At 63.0% G+C, this 14382-nt stretch carries 15 protein-coding genes; 9 read left to right on the forward strand and 6 right to left on the reverse strand.

All coding sequences use genetic code 11. The annotated features are described in order from the left end of the window. Nucleotides 1-87 precede the first annotated feature (87 nt). On the forward strand, nt 88-648 hold the full coding sequence (locus tag MJ643_RS01910; RefSeq protein WP_023661936.1) for a PQQ-dependent catabolism-associated CXXCW motif protein: 561 nt from the start codon (nt 88-90) through the stop codon (nt 646-648). Between the two features lie 57 nt (nt 649-705). Beyond that, the gene (locus MJ643_RS01915) at nt 706-1371 is read left to right on the forward strand and encodes a response regulator transcription factor (RefSeq protein ID WP_013972165.1); all 666 of its coding nucleotides are present in this window, start codon (nt 706-708) and stop codon (nt 1369-1371) included. 106 nt (nt 1372-1477) lie between these two features. Here the strand turns inward: MJ643_RS01915 and MJ643_RS01920 are convergent, their stop codons facing one another. The 4 genes from MJ643_RS01920 to MJ643_RS01935 all read right to left on the reverse strand — a co-directional run bounded on the left by MJ643_RS01920 (nt 1478) and on the right by MJ643_RS01935 (nt 7050). Next, a complete protein-coding gene (locus tag MJ643_RS01920; RefSeq protein ID WP_003257629.1) occupies nt 1478-3376 on the reverse strand; it encodes a NahK/ErcS family hybrid sensor histidine kinase/response regulator in 1899 nt (632 codons plus the stop codon). Continuing rightward, complete coding sequence (gene nosP / locus MJ643_RS01925; protein WP_013972164.1) at nt 3345-4508, reverse strand: nitric oxide-sensing protein NosP; 1164 nt, start codon at nt 4506-4508, stop codon at nt 3345-3347. The genes MJ643_RS01920 and nosP overlap by 32 nt, the downstream gene beginning before the upstream one ends. A gap of 252 nt (nt 4509-4760) precedes the next feature. Further along, nucleotides 4761-5945, reverse strand: a complete 1185-nt coding sequence (locus tag MJ643_RS01930; RefSeq protein WP_003257627.1) for a porin — start codon at nt 5943-5945, stop codon at nt 4761-4763. Between the two features lie 217 nt (nt 5946-6162). Beyond that, entirely contained in the window at nt 6163-7050 is an 888-nt protein-coding gene (locus tag MJ643_RS01935; protein ID WP_013972163.1) for a MerR family transcriptional regulator, read from the reverse strand. A 154-nt stretch (nt 7051-7204) separates the two neighbouring features. Between MJ643_RS01935 and MJ643_RS01940 the strand changes: the two genes are divergently transcribed. The 7 genes from MJ643_RS01940 to MJ643_RS01970 all read left to right on the forward strand — a co-directional run bounded on the left by MJ643_RS01940 (nt 7205) and on the right by MJ643_RS01970 (nt 12710). Next, nucleotides 7205-7651 (forward strand): PAS domain S-box protein, encoded by a 447-nt coding sequence (locus MJ643_RS01940; RefSeq protein WP_013972162.1) that lies wholly within the window; start codon nt 7205-7207, stop codon nt 7649-7651. 102 nt (nt 7652-7753) lie between these two features. After that, nucleotides 7754-8176, forward strand: coding sequence for a nuclear transport factor 2 family protein (locus tag MJ643_RS01945; protein WP_013972161.1), 423 nt, complete (start codon nt 7754-7756; stop codon nt 8174-8176). Then, on the forward strand, nt 8173-8925 hold the full coding sequence (locus MJ643_RS01950; protein ID WP_013972160.1) for an SDR family NAD(P)-dependent oxidoreductase: 753 nt from the start codon (nt 8173-8175) through the stop codon (nt 8923-8925). The genes MJ643_RS01945 and MJ643_RS01950 overlap by 4 nt, the downstream gene beginning before the upstream one ends. A 6-nt stretch (nt 8926-8931) precedes the next feature. Then, entirely contained in the window at nt 8932-10179 is a 1248-nt protein-coding gene (locus MJ643_RS01955; protein ID WP_013972159.1) for an FAD-dependent oxidoreductase, read from the forward strand. Further along, on the forward strand, nt 10176-10985 hold the full coding sequence (locus MJ643_RS01960; RefSeq protein WP_023661874.1) for a DUF1365 domain-containing protein: 810 nt from the start codon (nt 10176-10178) through the stop codon (nt 10983-10985). The genes MJ643_RS01955 and MJ643_RS01960 overlap by 4 nt, the downstream gene beginning before the upstream one ends. Next, nucleotides 10960-12222, forward strand: coding sequence for a cyclopropane-fatty-acyl-phospholipid synthase family protein (locus MJ643_RS01965; protein WP_024086828.1), 1263 nt, complete (start codon nt 10960-10962; stop codon nt 12220-12222). Before MJ643_RS01960 ends, MJ643_RS01965 begins: the two co-directional genes overlap by 26 nt. Then, complete coding sequence (locus tag MJ643_RS01970) at nt 12222-12710, forward strand: DUF2878 domain-containing protein (RefSeq protein WP_013972156.1); 489 nt, start codon at nt 12222-12224, stop codon at nt 12708-12710. Before MJ643_RS01965 ends, MJ643_RS01970 begins: the two co-directional genes overlap by 1 nt. On the opposite strand, the gene MJ643_RS31440 is transcribed toward MJ643_RS01970, so the two are convergent. Continuing rightward, the gene (locus MJ643_RS31440) at nt 12648-12830 is read right to left on the reverse strand and encodes a DUF2256 domain-containing protein (protein WP_003257620.1); all 183 of its coding nucleotides are present in this window, start codon (nt 12828-12830) and stop codon (nt 12648-12650) included. The two genes, MJ643_RS01970 and MJ643_RS31440, sit on opposite strands and share 63 nt — an antisense overlap. Further along, nucleotides 12827-14353, reverse strand: coding sequence for a cryptochrome/photolyase family protein (locus tag MJ643_RS01975; RefSeq protein ID WP_023661872.1), 1527 nt, complete (start codon nt 14351-14353; stop codon nt 12827-12829). The genes MJ643_RS31440 and MJ643_RS01975 overlap by 4 nt, the downstream gene beginning before the upstream one ends. Nucleotides 14354-14382: the final 29 nt, after the last annotated feature.

Raw genomic sequence — 14382 nt, forward strand, 5'->3', positions numbered from 1 at the left:
TTGGTACTGCCTTTGCTGTCTGATCGTCGCATTCACAATGCACCGCCACTGGCATGTAATGGGCCTATAACAAAAAGGACAACCCCCATGCCACGTGCCCTGCCCCGGCTGCCACGCCCATTGCTGGCGGCGCTTTCCCTGAGCCTGACGCTAGGCGCTGCCCAGGCGGATACCACGCCGCTATTCTCTGCCGACGGCTACCGCACCACCCTCTACCGCAGCCCGACCCCACAGCAGGTCGAGGGCGGCCAGGTCATCGACACCGCCATGCTGCAAGACCTGCTGGGGCACACCCCCAAGCCGGTGCTGATCGACGTCTATCGCCGCCAATGGCTGCAAGGCCGCTTCATCGAAGATGAACCCCACGCCAACATCCCCGGCAGCCGCTGGCTGGCCAACACCGGCGACGGCGAGCTGAGCCCGGCGTGGCACGATTACTTCGTGCGCAACCTGCAACAAGCCACCGCCGGGCGCACGGAGCAACCGCTGGTCTTTTACTGTCGCTCCGATTGCTGGTTAAGCTGGAACGCGGTAAAACGCGCGAAAGCCCTGGGCTATAAGAATCTGTATTGGTACCGCGATGGCCTGGACGCCTGGCAACAGGCCAACCTGCCGCTGCAGCCAGCGCAGCCGGAACCCTTCCCCTGAATTCATCGCCTGCAAACGCGTGCCCGCTCCATCCAATAAAAACGAGGTGAAAAGGCCATGTACAAAATTCTGATTGCCGACGATCACCCCCTGTTTCGCGAAGCCATCCACAACGTTATCAGCGATGGCTTCCAGGGCAGCGAAGTCATGGAAACTGCCGACCTGGACAGCGCCCTGGCGCTGACCCACGAACATGACGACCTCGACCTGATCCTGCTCGACCTGAACATGCCCGGCATGCATGGCCTCAATGGCCTGATCACCCTGCGCAACGAGGCACCGACCACGCCGGTGGTGATCGTCTCGGCCGAGCAGGAAAAGCAGATCGTGCTGCAGGCCATCACTTATGGCGCGGTGGGCTTCATCACCAAGTCCTCGCCACGTTCACAGATGATCGAAGCGATCGAGCAGATCCTCAACGGCAATGTCTACCTGCCGCCCGACATCATCCGAGCCCAGAAAAGCAGCACCAGCCGGCGCCTGAACGATGCCCCGAGCTTCCCGCCGGAGATGCTCCAGGCCCTGACCCGCAAGCAGCTGCTGGTGCTCGAGCGCATGACCAAGGGCGAGTCGAACAAACAGATCGCCTACACCCTGGATATCGCCGAGACCACGGTCAAGGCCCACGTTTCGGCGATCCTGCGCAAGCTCAACGTACACAACCGGGTGCAGGCCATCCTCAGTGCCGGTGATATCGATTTCGGTGATTATCTGCGGCGTTGACCTATTCCGGCCTCTTCGCGGGCTTGCCCGCTCCCACAGGTATTGCGCAACACAGAAACCTGCGGGAATCCTGTGGGAGCGGGCAAGCCCGCGAAGAGGCCGGCGGCTATGCCACACTGCTGCCCAGCAAATGGCTCATCGCCGCCTTAAGCTTCATCGGCCGCACCGGCTTGTGCATCAGGGTGTGGCCCTGCTCGCGGATCTGTTGCTTGAGCTCGTTGCTGTAGTTGGCGGTGATCATCATCGCCGGCAAGGGCTGGGTACGGCGGGCATTGATCCGCGCCACGGCGTCGACGCCATTGCAGTCGTTGTCCAGGTGGTAGTCGGCGATCAGCAGGTCGGCCTCGGCATGGTAGTTGTCCACCTGGCGCGCAAGGTCTTCCTCCGACAGCGCGGTGACCACCCGGCAGCCCCACCCCTCCAGCAGGGTACGCATGCCGGCGCAAATCGCCGCATCGTTATCCAGTACCCACACCCGCGCCCCGCGCAGGCGTTCGAGCATCGGCTCGCTGATTGCCTGGCTCGGCTGGGCCTTGGGCGCGGTGGTGCTCAGCGGCACTTCGACAGCGAACACCGAGCCTTTGCCAAGCCATGACCGCACCCGAATCCGGTGGCCAAGAATGCCGGCGATCTTTTCCACGATCGCCAGGCCCAGACCCAACCCTCGGTCCTGGTCCGGGCGCTGCACATCGCCGCGCCTGAACTCCTGGAACATTTCTTCCAGGTGCTCTTCGGCGATACCGATCCCGCTGTCCCATACTTCGATCCGCAAGCCGCCACGCTGGCGCCGGCAGCCCAGCACCACGCGCCCACTGCGGGTATAGCGAATGGCATTGCTGAGCAGGTTGCGCAGGATCCGCGCCAGCAGCTGAATGTCACTGCGCACCACGGCGGAACAGCCCACGAAATGCAGTTCAAGCCCTTCGCTGCGCGCCACCTGGGCGTATTCGGCAGCGAGGTTGTCCATCAGTTCGCGCAGGGCGAACGGGGCGACATCGGCCTTGATCACGCCAGCATCGAGCTTGGAAATATCCACCAGGGTACCTAGCAGGTTCTCCACATCCTCCAGCGAGTTGCTGACATTACGCACCAAATGGGCACTGTTGTGCGGCTCGCGGTGTTCGAGCAAGGCGCTGGTGAACAGCCGCGCCGCGTTCAGTGGCTGCAGCAAGTCATGGCTGACGGCGGCAAGGAACTTGGTTTTCGACAGGTTGGCCTGCTCGGCCTCGCGCTTGGCCTCGCGCAGGCGCGATTCCACCCGGCTGCGCTCCTCGATTTCGCGCAGCAGCTGCTCGTTGAGGCTGGTCAGCTCGGCCGTGCGCTCGCGTACCCGTTGCTCCAGGTGCTGATACGCCTGGTGCAGCGCCTGTGCGGTATTGCGTCGCTCGGTGATGTCGCGGATCAACACGAAGATGCCCACCACTTCGCCATTGGCCAGGCGGTTCGGCACGTAGGAGCGCAGCATGTAGCGTTCCTGGCCGTTGATGTTGGTTTCGGCAAATTCGAAGGTTACGCTCTCCCCCGCCAGCGCCCGCGCCACGTAGGCCTCCAGGCGCTGGTAATGCTGCTCGCTGTGGGCTTCGCGCAGGCTCTGGCCCAGCATCACGCCGCGAGGCCAGCAATACCATTCTTCATAGACCTTGTTGGTAAATTCGTAGACCAGGTCGGCATTCAGGTAAGCGATCAGCGCCGGCACATGGTCGGTGATCAGGCGAATCTGGTGCTGGTGTGCCGTCTCGGCCCGCTGCCGGGCCTCGCTGAGCAGGTGGTTGACGGCCTTGAGCTCGGCCATGGCCTGGTTCAGCGCTTCGGTGCGTTCGCGCACCTGCTCGGCCAGCACCACCGAATGCTGGAACGCGGCATAAGGGTCGTTGCCACGCGTGACGCCGGACTCGATACGCTCGATCAGTGCGCCGTTGATACGCTGCAGCTTGTGGTTCTGGTGCTGCAGCCGGGCGACCTCGGCCTGCAGTTCAGCGACCGACAGGAGGCCGGTTGCGGGCAATGGCGACTCCGGTGAAGGTCTGGTTGATGTGCATGCCATCGAACTGTTCTCCGTAGGTGTTGAAGCCGATCACCCGCTGCTCGCGCAGGAACGCACCGACCGCTTCCAGCCCGTCCCGGGCTTCCAGCTCCAGCCGCCGCAGGAAGCAATCGCAACCGATGGTCAGCAGCAGCGGGCCGAGGCGCTGCTGCAAGCCGTCGAACAACTGGTGCAGGTTTGGCAACAGCGGGCCCGGGGTCATGGCGGTAAGCACGATGCCGTTTTCCACAGCGCAGTAGAAACTCAGGCTCAGGTCCGGGTGCACCTGCTGTATCGCCCGCACGTAATACTGGTCGTGGATGCGCACGGCCAGCGGATGGGCAGCGAACACACGATGATCGAGCTCGGCCACCGGCACGCCGATGTGCCGGGCGTATTCCTCGGCAGCTGGCTCGGCATTCAGTTCGAAGACCCGGCGCTGGGCACTGTCGGCGCCGGTGACCACCAGCTTTTCCTGGCGCGGCAGGATGTGGTGGGTGGTGAACACTTCGAAGTCGAGCCAGGTATTGACCAGCACCACCACCGCCGCGCCGTGGTGGAACGCGCCGCCGAAATACACATGGGTGCGGGTCAGGTAGTTGTCGTCGCCGGCCGAGCCGCCAAAATGCGGGATGTCGCCCAGGGCCGCACTGAGGGCGGCAAGCACCATTTCCTCGCGGCTGGACAAGCCGTCGAGCAGGGTCAGGGCAAAGCTGTGGCCTTTGATCGGCGCCAGGTTATTGCTGCGACAGGTGCCGACCAGGCGCTCGACCATCTGCTGGGCGTCGATCAGGCTGAAGCGCTCCATTTCGTCGATCAGCTCGGTGGCTATGGAAAAGTGCCGATGATCGAACCCCACTGCCGTTATGCAGTTGCGGCCATAGCCCTGCGGGGTGATTTCCCCGGCGCTGGTGCAACCGACCAGGCGGATGCCGCCAAAGCCCTGCTCCAGGGCTTCGCCCAGGGCCTGCAGGTCGTATTCGGCGGAGCAGAAGAACAGCACGAAGCCCAGGTGCGGGTGCAGCAACTGCGCCGCCAGCTCCTGGGCTGCCTGCCGGGCATCGGTTGCCTGGGACATGGCGCTGACCACACCGTCGTTGTGAGCCTGCTGCATCGTGGTCTCCGGCGCGGGGTGGCTGAGTGATGAGTGTACGAAGGCGATCATCGAGGACGAATGCTACTTGGGTAGCGGGTGGGCGGTTCCATGGTTGTAATAGCTTTTCCTGAAGATTGCCGGGGCCGCTGCGCGGCCCTTTCGCGACGCAAGGCCGCTCCCACATGGGCTTGCGCGGTCGATGTGGGAGCGGCCTTGCGTCGCGAAAGGGCTGCACAGCAGCCCCAGCAGTCTTGAGTCGAGGCCGAGGGCTTACCAGGTCAACACCGCCCCCACCGCAAAGGTATCGGTGTCTTCGTTCTGGTCACTGGTTTCATGGCCGTCGATGGAAAACTGGTTGTACTCGGCAACCAGCTTGAGGTTGTCGTTGACGTCATGGAACAGCGCCACGCCACGGGTTTCATAATCCGCACCACTGCCCACCGCACCGTTGCCATCGTCCTTGGTCTTGCCATACGACAGCGCCACCCGGTTCTTGCCGACCTTGTAGGAGCCCTGCAGCAGGTAGCCGTCGCTGTCGACATTGCGCAAGGTCGGTTCGCCAGCGTTGTTGGTGAAGAACGGGTTGATGCCCTTGGCCTGGAACCCCGAGCCGGTCAGCGACAGCCCCCCCATCTTCGCCTGCACACCGTAGCCGACACCTTTGGAGGTGACCGACTGCACCGCCGGGTCGGTGTTGTCGGAGGTCTGGTAGCTGCCGTTGAGCCAGCTGTAGATCTGCGCCCCACCCAGGTCGAACTGGTAGGTGATCTCGCTTTCGGTACGCGGGTTTTCCTGGTAGGCCTTGCCGGTCGGGCTGCTGTCGTTGGTGTCCACCGGGTCCATGATGCCCACCGCCACCCGCAGGCCGTCCATCACTGGGGTGCGATAGGTGATCTGCGAGGTGGGGAACGGGTACGGGTAGCCGCTACCGATGTTGCCGAACGAGACCCCGCCGCCGTCAACCAGCCCCAGGGTGTCACTGACCTGGCCATAACCGGCCAGCAGTTCGTCGAGCAGGATATTGGAACGGGCGAACAGCCCGAAGTCCTTGCCGATCAGCACCTCACCCCACTCGGGGTTGGCCACGGTGCCGTAGAACTGGCGCACGTCGATGGCGGTGTCGGTACCGTTGGTTTCGCTGTCGTTGATGGTCACCCAGAACGAGGCTCGCGCGCCGAGCTTCAGGTCATCCACCTGCTTGCCCATGTTGAAGCCCAGGTAGTTGGGCAGAAAGCCCATCTTCACCCGTGACTGGCGGCGATCGAACTGCTCGCCCTGCCGATCGACATCGCTGTTGACGTAGAAGGCGTTGATATAGCCGTCGGTGGAAAACGTCGTCTGGTCCTTGTCGTACAGCATGATCTCGGCCTGGGCCAGGCTGCTCAGGCAAAGGGTCGACAGGCTGACGGTAACAGCCGCCAGCAAACGTGGGGACAGATTCTTATTGTTGTACATGGCGCGCTCCGAAACGGGGACGGGATGTCGGAGGCGATTATCAGAAGCTGGCAAACAGCCAGAAACGCTGCCTTGGAGGGGGCTGCCAGATGCTTTGGGCCTGCGCGCGCGGCGTGATGATTCCGGCCCAGGACCGGGTTACGCCCAGAGGCAAGACTTCTGGCGTAACCCACAGGAGCAGGCGAGGATCAGTACGGCAGACTACGGCGGGCCCCTGTCAAAGGTCCAGGGCACCACTGAGCAAGGCGTTCAGCATGGGTGCGACGTCAGCGCGCTGCTCGTCCAGCAGACACAGCGGGAGGCCTTGCCAGGCTGGTTGTAAATCGGCCAATCCCTCGCCAATCAAGGCCAGCGGACAAACGATTGCCATTTGCAGCGAACGCAGCCGCCTGGCCAAGGCAGGGTCCACCGGCACCTGGACCTTGATCACCACTGCCGCGGGCTGCATTGCTGCACACAGCATGGGTATTTCTTCCAGCGGCTGCCCGCAACCGAGCACTTCGATGCGTTGCTGCTCGCTGCTCAACAGCAGCCCGGTGCACAACACCTGCAGTTCGGCTTGCCCCTCGGTGCCTGCCAGCAGCACGCGCGGTGCATCGGCCTGGTTCATCTGCAGGCGCATCAGCAGGCGGGCGCGCAGGAACATGTCCAGAAACAGCCATTGGCTACGCTGGCCCGGCGCAATGCCTGAGGCCAGGCCATGCCAGACTGGCATCAGCACATCACGCAGCACGGTGGCCTTGGGCAGGACGGTGAACAACTGCCCATGGATGCTTTCCAGCGCTTGTGTATCGAATGCCTTGGTTGCACGCTCCACGGCAGCGCGCCAGTCGTCGAACGCCGAGTGCTGCTGCACCGGCGCATCCGGCTGGCCTGCGAGCATGCCGCCTACCTTGCTGATGGGCACCCCATTGCCGGTCCAGCGCAAGATGTCGCGTATGCGCTGGACATCGCGAGCGCTATAAAGGCGATGGCCGCCCTCGGTGCGCTGCGGGCTTATCAACCCATGGCGCCGCTCCCATGCCCGCAAGGTCACCGGATTGATGCCGGTCAGGCTGACCACATCGCGCATGGGTAGCAAATCGGCTGGGGTGGCGTCAGTCATGATGAGGGTTTATCTGGGGGGTGGCACATTCTAAACCCATATGCACCTTCTGCGGCGAGCCTCCTTGGGTCATCATGCAACAAACGGCGCCGAGGCCTTCTCCACGCAGGCCAGGCTACGCACTTCGCATCCTAAATGCCTGTAGGTGGGCCCCATGATCAACGCGAAACTCATGCAACTGATGGTCGAGCATTCCAACGATGGCATCGTCGTCGCAGAGCAGGAGGGCGACGACAGCATCCTTATCTACGCCAACCCCGCCTTCGAGCGCCTGACCGGCTATCGCGCCGAGGACATCCTGTATCAGGACTGCCGTTTTCTGCAGGGCGACGATCATGACCAGGCCGGCCTTGCCAACATCCGCGAGGCGATCCGTGGAGGCCTGCCGTGCTGCCAGGTGCTGCGCAATTACCGCAAGGACGGAAGCTTGTTCTGGAACGAGTTGTCCGTCACGCCGGTGTACAACGAGGCGGACCAGTTGACGTACTACATCGGCATCCAGCGCGATGTCACAGCGCAGATTTTCGCTGAGGAGAAACTACGCGAGCTGGAGGCCGAGGTGGCTGAATTGCGCCGACAACTGGGCCAGGCGGAGCGCTGAACAAAACCTATACAAGATCGTTGACTTGTATAGATTTACGCTTAGACTTCAGATATACCTGTACAACAAGCCATTTCTGTACAGGATTTCCTGGAGTCCAGCATGTCAGCGTATCTGCAGCAATTCGCCGAGCACTTCAGCAGACTCGACGGGGGCAACCTCGGCCCCCTTGAAAAGCTGTACAGCGACGATGTCACCTTTCGCGATCCGTTGCATCAGATCCAGGGGCTGCGGGCTCTGCGAACCTATTTCGCGCAGTTGTACGCCAACGCTCATGACATTCGCTATGCCTTTTCCAGCATCGACGAAGTGATGCCCGGGCAAGGTTACCTGCGCTGGACCCTGCAGTTTCGCCACCCACGCCTGGCCCGCGGTCAGCAGATCAGCTTGCAGGGATGCAGTTACCTGCAATGGCATGACCGGGTCCATTTTCACCAGGACTATTTCGACGCAGCAGCCCTGCTCTACGAACATGTTCCGGTCATGGGCGGTGCGATTCGATGGCTCAAAGGCCGGATGGCATGAGCCGCTGCTGGCTGACAGGCGCAAGCAGCGGTATCGGTGCCGCACTTGCACAATGCCTGCTGGAGCAAGGCCACCAGGTCGCCTTGGGCGCACGGCATGCAGATCGTCTGGCCCCGTTGGCTGAACGTTTTCCCGGGCAGGTGCTGCTGGCCATTGGCGACCTGGACGACCCCGTACAGGTCGCCGGGATCGCAACCCGTATCGAGCAGGCCTGGGGAGCGCTGGACAGGGTGATCCTCAATGCAGGCACCTGCGAGTACCTGGAGCCGGACCATTTCGACCCTGCCTTGGTCGAGCGTGTGGTCCGTACCAATTTCCTTGCTGTCAGCTACTGCCTGGCAGCGGCCCTGCCCTTGCTTCGCGCCGGTCAACGCCCTCATCTGGTGGTCATGGGCAGTTCGGTGACCTGGCTGGCCTTGCCCCGTGCCGGCGCCTATGGCGCGTCCAAGGCAGCCGTGCGTTATCTGGTGGAATCGCAGCGCATCGACCTGGCCCGCGAAGGCATCGCCGTCACCCTCGTCAACCCGGGCTTTGTCGACACGCCATTGACCCGTCGCAACGATTTCCCCATGCCGCAGCTGTGGTCGGCGCAGCGCGCAGCCAGCCATATTGCCAAACGCCTTCCCGAGCGCCCGCTGGAAATCAACTTCCCCCGGCTTTTCATCCTGGTATTGCGCCTGCTTGGCGCACTGCCCGCGCGCCTGCGCCTGGGGCTTGGGCAACGCCTTGCCCGTCATGAACAGGAATGATGATCCATGCGTATAGCAATCATCGGCAGCGGCATTGCAGGGCTGTCCTGCGCTCATCTGCTGTCACGCAAGCATGAGGTGACGGTTTTCGAAGCCGAGAAATGGATCGGGGGCCACACGCATACCCTCGATGTGATCTGGCAGGGTGAACGCCATGCAATAGATACCGGCTTCATCGTCTTCAATGACTGGACCTACCCGCACTTCATCCGCTTGCTCGACCACCTGAAGGTCGCCTCACGGCCGACCGAAATGAGTTTCTCGGTGCATGATCCGGTCACTGGCCTGGAATACAACGGGCACGACCTGAATACCCTGTTCGCCCAACGCCGCAACCTGGTGTCCCCGGGGTTCTGGGGGATGCTACGGGATATTCTGCGTTTCAATCGTCAGGCACTCGCCGACCTGGATAACCAGCGTATCGATGCCAACGCGACCCTGGGCGCCTACCTCCGGGCTCAGCGCTATGGACAGCGCTTCATCGACCATTACATCGTACCGATGGGGTCGGCGATCTGGTCGATGTCCCGCGCGGACATGCTCGGCTTCCCACTTGCGTTCTTTGTGCGGTTTTGTCGCAACCACGGCTTGTTGTCGGTCAACCAACGTCCACAGTGGCGCGTGATCGAAGGGGGTTCGCGCAGCTATGTCAGTCCGCTGTGCCGGCCGTTTGCCGGGCGCATCCGCCTCGACTGCAAGGTTTTCCGGGTCAGCCGCGACGAAGGTGGCGTCACCCTGACGAGCGCTGCCGGTACCGAGCGTTTCGACAATGTGGTGTTCGCCTGCCACAGCGACCAGGCCCTGGCTTTGCTCGAAGCGCCGAGCGTGCAGGAACGGGAAGTGCTCGGCGCCATCGGTTATGCCAGCAACGATGTGGTGCTGCACACCGATACCCGTCTGCTACCCCGCCGCAAGCGCGCCTGGGCCAGCTGGAACTACCGTCTCGGCGGGCCGCAGCAGGCGCCTGCCGCGCTGACCTACAACATGAACATTCTGCAAGGTATCCAGGCACCGACGACCTTCTGCGTGAGCCTCAACCAGACCGCGCTGGTGGATCCGGCGCAGATCATTGCCCGCTTCCAGTACGACCATCCGCAATACAGCCTTGCGGCGTGCGCCGCGCAGGCGCGCCAGGCGCAGCTGCAGGGCCAGCGCCACAGTTACTTCTGCGGCGCCTACTGGGGCAACGGCTTTCACGAGGATGGCGTAGTCAGTGCGTTGAAGGTGGCCGCGCATTTCGGAGAGCACCTGTGAACAGCAGCCTTTGCGTGGGCTGGGTCAGCCACCGGCGCCTGGCGCCGCGCCCCCACGCCTTCCGCTACAGGATCGGCATGTTCTACCTGGACCTGGACGAGCAAGCCTTGCTGACAGGCCTGTCACGCTGGCTGTGGCGCTGGCGCCTGGCGCCGCTGAGCTGGAACCAGGCAGATTACCTGCCAGCCCAGACCCGCCGGGGCGAGACCCTGGCCCAGGCCGCACGTTTGCTGGTGCGCAGCGCGACGGGAGAAATGCCTGAGGGGCCGGTGCACCTGCTCACGCAATTGCGTTGCTGGGGGCTGTCGTTCAACCCGGTCAGTTTCTATTTCTGCCATGACCGCGACGGACGGCTGACGGCAATCCTGCTGGAGGTGCGAAACACACCATGGCGTGAACGCTTCCATTACGTGCTGCCGGTGCGCGGAAACCTTGCCGGACCCTTCACCGTCGCCAAGGCCTTCCATGTGTCGCCGTTCATGCCACTGCACATGGACTATCGCTTGCGCTTCGCCCTGGACGCTGAACATGTGCGCATCCACATGGAGAACTGGCAAGGCGATAGCAAGGTGTTCGAGGCCGACCTGGCCTTGCAACGCCAGGCGCTGGATAGAGCCGCTGTGCACCGATACGTACTGGCCTTCCCATGGATGAGCCTGCGCACCGTCTCGGCCATTTACTGGCAGGCATTGCGCCTGCTGTTCAAACGCACACCCGTCCATGACCACACGGCCAGCCAGCGTGACCTGGCGCTCGGCCATTCCTGCGAGGACCCTGATGATGTCGAACCCCACCCTGAGCGTTAGCAAGTTCGCAGGCCTCGGGCCATTGTTCGGCGGGCTGGCACGAAATGCCGTGCTCGCCCGGCTGGGCAGGCTGCGCCATGGCCACCTGCGCCTGCTCAGCCACGGGCAGCAGTGGAGTTTCGGTGACGCCCACAGCCCGTTGCAGGCCGAGGTGGAGATCCTTGATGACATCACCTGGGGCCTGATAGCCGGCAATGGCTCGATCGGTGCTGGCGAAGCCTACATTCACGGCTATTGGCGCAGTCCCGACCTGGCGCTGGTGACTCGTCTGTTCGTCGCAAACCTTGAGGTACTTGACGCCCTCGAGGGGGGCCTGGCCCGCTTCGGCCGCCCTGCCCTGCGGTTGCAGCACAAACTCAACCGCAACAACAGGCGTGGTGCCCGCCGCAATATTCTGGCGCACTACGATCTGGGCAATGCCCTGTTCGAGCGGCTGCTCGACCCCACCATGATGTATTCGGCAGCTCAGTTCGAACACCCGGGGCAGACACTGGAGCAAGCACAGCTGCACAAGCTGGAGCGCATCTGCCAGAAGCTGGAGCTGAGCCCTGCCGACCACCTGCTGGAGATCGGCTGCGGGTGGGGCAGCCTGGCGATCCACGCCGCCACCCGATATGGCTGCAAGGTCACCACCACCACGCTTTCCGAGGCGCAGTACAGCCATACCCTGCAACGCGTTCAGGCCCTGGGGCTGGAGCAGCGGGTGAAAGTGCTTCGCGAAGACTACCGCGATCTTCAAGGCACCTTCGACAAACTGGTCTCGATCGAGATGATCGAGGCTGTCGGCCACCGTTACCTGCCGGTGTATTTCCGCCAGTGCGCCTCGCTACTCAAGGCCGACGGCCTGATGCTGTTGCAAGCGATCACCATACGCGACCAGCGCTATGAGCAGGCGCGGCGGTCGGTCGATTTCATCCAGCGCTACATCTTCCCCGGTGGCGCACTGCCTTCATTGAGCGTGATGCTGGAAACTGCCAGCCGGCACACCGCACTCAACCTCTTGCACATGGAAGATTTCGGCCAGGACTATGCCCACACATTGCGGCATTGGCGAGAAAACCTGCGCCAGGCACGCGCAGCGCTGACGGACCTGGGCTACGACGACATGTTCCAGCGCCTGTGGGAGTTCTACCTGTGTTACTGCCAAGGCGGTTTCGAGGAGCGCACCATCGGTGTCGCGCATCTGCTCTGGGCAGCGCCCCAGGCACGGCGCGCGCCCTTGCCTGGCAGTGCCTGATGAGCCGTGGCTGGCTGCTCGCCAATGCCTTGTGGCTACAGGCTGGCTGGTGGCTATGCGTACTGGGGGCCGAAAAGCCCTTCCTGTCGATGCTGGTGATTGCTGGCCTGGCCGTGCATCTGAGCCTGTGCCCGGCCGTCCACGCAGAGGTCAAGGCGCTGTTGCTGGTAACGCCGGTCGGGTGTGTGCTGGATAGCGTGCTGGGCGCGCTGGGCGTGTTCAGCTTCGACACCTGGCCATTGCCGCTGTGGCTTGTGCTGCTGTGGCTGGTACTGGCCAGCGGCATGCGCCATAGCCTGGCATGGGCCGACAGGCACTGGCAGCTCGGTGCACTGCTGGGTGCAGTTGGCGGCCCGCTGGCCTATGTAGGCGGAGCGGGGCTGGCAAATGTCGACTTGCCCATGGGCCCACTGGTAACCGGCCTGCTACTGATGCCGATATGGGCCGTTACCCTCCCCCTGCTCGTGCGCCTTGCGGTGCGGTGCTGACTTGCGGCATCGTTCGGAGCAGTAGCGCACCTGCTCCCAGCAACGTGACCAGCGCTTGCGCCAGCTGAACGGCCGCCCACACACCACGCAGACCTTGCTGGGCAAAAGACCCTTTTTCATATCGGTTGCGCCGCATCGAGTCGCGCCAAAAGTGACTGGCCACGCTGCCAGATGGCATCGCGACGGTCAGCCGACATGCCATCGAGGTTTCGATAGACCAGCGCCAGACGCGGGTTGGCCGAAAGCAGGTGGCGATGACGGATGAGAAAATGCCAGTACAGGGCATTGAACGGGCAGGCACCTTCCTCGGCCACCTGGTCAACCCTGTAACTGCAGGCCTTGCAATGATCGGACATGCGCTGGATGTAGCGACCGCTGGCGCAGTAAGGCTTGGAGCCCAGGTAGCCGCCGTCGGCGTACATCACCATACCAAGCGTGTTGGGCAGTTCGACCCAGTCGAAGGCATCCATGTAGACAGCCAGGTACCACTCACAGATTGCGGTGGGCGCGATACCGGCCAACAAGGCGAAGTTGCCGGTGACCATCAGGCGCTGGATATGGTGAGCGTAACCCAAGCGAAGGGTTTGCCCGATGGCCTGCTCCATGCAGCGCATGCGGGTGCGACCGGTCCAGTAGAATTCCGGCAACGCTCGCTCGTTACCCAGGTAATTGAGCGCGGCATACTCCGGCATGCGCAGCCAATAGATGCCGCGTACATACTCACGCCAGCCGATCAGCTGGCGGATGAAGCCCTCTGCTGCATTGAGCGGCACTCGCCCCTCGCGCCAGGCCTTGTCGACCCCGTCGCATAGAAAACGCACATCAAGAAGCCCGATGTTGAGTGCTGCACTGATGCGCGCATGGAACAGGTACGGCTCGCCCTCGGCCATCGCATCCTGGTAGTCACCGAAAGCCGCCAGGCCGAAATCCAGAAAGTGTTGCCAGAGCTGCTGTGCCTCGGCATGGGTCACCGGGTAGTCGAAACCGTCGATGGCTCCGTAGTGGTCGCTGAAGCGTTGCCGTACCAGGGCTATGACTGCAGCTGTGATGTCGTCCTGTGCGAAATGTGCGGCGAAGGGGCCACGTAGCTGGCGAGGCAAGGCCTTGCGGTTGTCGCCATCGAGATTCCAGGTTCCACCTGCCGGGCTGCCGTCAGGCTCCAGCAGCAGGCCGGTGCGTTTGCGCATGCCACGGTAGAAGTGTTCCATGCGCAGTTGGCCGCGCTCCCGGGCCCAGCGCGCGAAAGCTTCGCGAGAGCATAGAAATCGCGTGTCGCGATGCCACACAAGCGGCAGTGCGGCATCGCGCAACGCCTGCTCCAGGCGCCACTCTCCGCACTCGGTCAGGTGAATATGCGTGGCTCCCAGGGCCTGCTGCCAGCGCCGCAACTCGCCAACGATGGTTCCGCTGTTGCCGTCATCATCGAGTTGCACATAATGCACCTGCCAACCGCGCTCGCGCAGTGCCAGTGCGAAGTGCCGCATGGCGCTGAAGATCAGGACGATCTTCAGCGGATGATGCGGCACGTACCTGGCCTCCCCTTCCACTTCCGCCATCAGCACAGCATCGCGGGCAGGATCGAGGGCGTTGAGGCTTGCCAGGTCGAAGGACAGCTGGTCACCCAGTACCAGACCCAGGCGCATCTTCAGGCTACCCCTGGCTGGTCAGCGTT

The organism is Pseudomonas sp. PNPG3 (assembly GCF_023093815.1).
Classification (GTDB): domain Bacteria; phylum Pseudomonadota; class Gammaproteobacteria; order Pseudomonadales; family Pseudomonadaceae; genus Aquipseudomonas; species Aquipseudomonas asiatica.

Excerpts from the sequence above, each read along its gene's own strand:
- nosP (WP_013972164.1), bottom strand. The coding sequence starts at position 4,508 with ATGCAGCAGGCTCACAACGACGGTGTGGTCAGCGCCATGTCCCAGGCA.
- MJ643_RS01975 (WP_023661872.1), bottom strand. The coding sequence starts at position 14,353 with ATGCGCCTGGGTCTGGTACTGGGTGACCAGCTGTCCTTCGACCTGGCA.
- MJ643_RS01945 (WP_013972161.1), top strand. The coding sequence starts at position 7,754 with ATGTCAGCGTATCTGCAGCAATTCGCCGAGCACTTCAGCAGACTCGAC.
- MJ643_RS01940 (WP_013972162.1), top strand. The coding sequence starts at position 7,205 with ATGATCAACGCGAAACTCATGCAACTGATGGTCGAGCATTCCAACGAT.
- MJ643_RS01915 (WP_013972165.1), top strand. The coding sequence starts at position 706 with ATGTACAAAATTCTGATTGCCGACGATCACCCCCTGTTTCGCGAAGCC.
- MJ643_RS01950 (WP_013972160.1), top strand. The coding sequence starts at position 8,173 with ATGAGCCGCTGCTGGCTGACAGGCGCAAGCAGCGGTATCGGTGCCGCA.
- MJ643_RS01970 (WP_013972156.1), top strand. The coding sequence starts at position 12,222 with ATGAGCCGTGGCTGGCTGCTCGCCAATGCCTTGTGGCTACAGGCTGGC.
- MJ643_RS01930 (WP_003257627.1), bottom strand. The coding sequence starts at position 5,945 with ATGTACAACAATAAGAATCTGTCCCCACGTTTGCTGGCGGCTGTTACC.
- MJ643_RS01935 (WP_013972163.1), bottom strand. The coding sequence starts at position 7,050 with ATGACTGACGCCACCCCAGCCGATTTGCTACCCATGCGCGATGTGGTC.
- MJ643_RS01955 (WP_013972159.1), top strand. The coding sequence starts at position 8,932 with ATGCGTATAGCAATCATCGGCAGCGGCATTGCAGGGCTGTCCTGCGCT.
- MJ643_RS31440 (WP_003257620.1), bottom strand. The coding sequence starts at position 12,830 with ATGAAAAAGGGTCTTTTGCCCAGCAAGGTCTGCGTGGTGTGTGGGCGG.
- MJ643_RS01910 (WP_023661936.1), top strand. The coding sequence starts at position 88 with ATGCCACGTGCCCTGCCCCGGCTGCCACGCCCATTGCTGGCGGCGCTT.
- MJ643_RS01965 (WP_024086828.1), top strand. The coding sequence starts at position 10,960 with ATGTCGAACCCCACCCTGAGCGTTAGCAAGTTCGCAGGCCTCGGGCCA.